Annotated in this window: 1 protein-coding gene; it reads left to right on the top strand. The window is 49.7% G+C overall.

Translation table 11 applies throughout. From position 1 onward, the window contains the following. A partial coding sequence (locus AB4496_RS17890; protein WP_372131521.1) for an AIR synthase-related protein occupies positions 1 to 1,006 on the top strand: 1,006 nt, incomplete at both ends.

Raw genomic sequence — 1,006 nt, 5'->3', positions numbered from 1 at the left:
TGGTTACCACAAACCAATCATGCTGGCTGGTGGTCTTGGTAACATTCGTGATGATCACGTTCAGAAGAAAGAGATCCCAGTAGGTGCAAGCCTGATCGTTCTTGGTGGTCCTGCGATGAACATCGGCCTTGGTGGCGGTGCTGCATCTTCAATGGATTCTGGTTCTTCTTCTGAAGACTTAGATTTTGCTTCTGTACAACGTGAAAACCCAGAGATGGAGCGTCGTTGTCAGGAAGTTATCGACCGTTGTTGGCAGCTTGGTGATGCGAACCCGATCGCATTCATCCACGATGTAGGCGCGGGCGGTATCTCTAATGCACTTCCTGAGCTAGTAGACGACGGTGAGCGTGGCGGTATCTTTAACCTACGTGACGTGCCAAACGATGAGCCGGGCATGAGCCCACTTGAGATCTGGTGTAACGAATCTCAAGAGCGTTACGTAATGGCGGTTGCTGATAAAGACATGGCAACATTCGACGCGATTTGTAAACGTGAACGCGCACCTTACGCAGTGGTTGGTAAAGCAACAGAAGAACGTGATCTGAAACTAGAAGATTCACACTTCGACAATACGCCAATCGACATGCCAATGGACATCCTATTAGGTAAAACACCTAAGATGCACCGTGACGCGAAGACGCTAAAAGCAAACAATCCTGCGATTGACCGTTCTGGTATCGAACTAAACGAAGCGGTTGACCGTATTCTTCGCCTACCAACAGTGGCAGAGAAAACATTCCTTATCACCATCGGTGACCGCTCGGTAACAGGCCTTGTAGCTCGTGACCAAATGGTTGGCCCATGGCAGGTTCCAGTTGCTAACTGCGCAGTAACTGCAGCAAGTTACGACTCTTACCACGGTGAGGCGATGTCTCTTGGTGAGCGTACGCCAGTAGCACTTCTAGACTTTGGCGCGTCAGCTCGTCTAGCGGTTGGTGAAGCAATCACTAACATCGCAGCGACCAACATCGGCGATATCAAACACATTAAATTGTCAGCTAACTGG

The organism is Vibrio sp. 10N.222.46.A1, assembly GCF_041473595.1.
In the GTDB taxonomy this organism is placed as follows: domain Bacteria; phylum Pseudomonadota; class Gammaproteobacteria; order Enterobacterales; family Vibrionaceae; genus Vibrio; species Vibrio tasmaniensis_A.
Note: the sequence above shows the minus strand (reverse complement) of the source record. Positions and strands in the feature narration are given on the sequence as shown.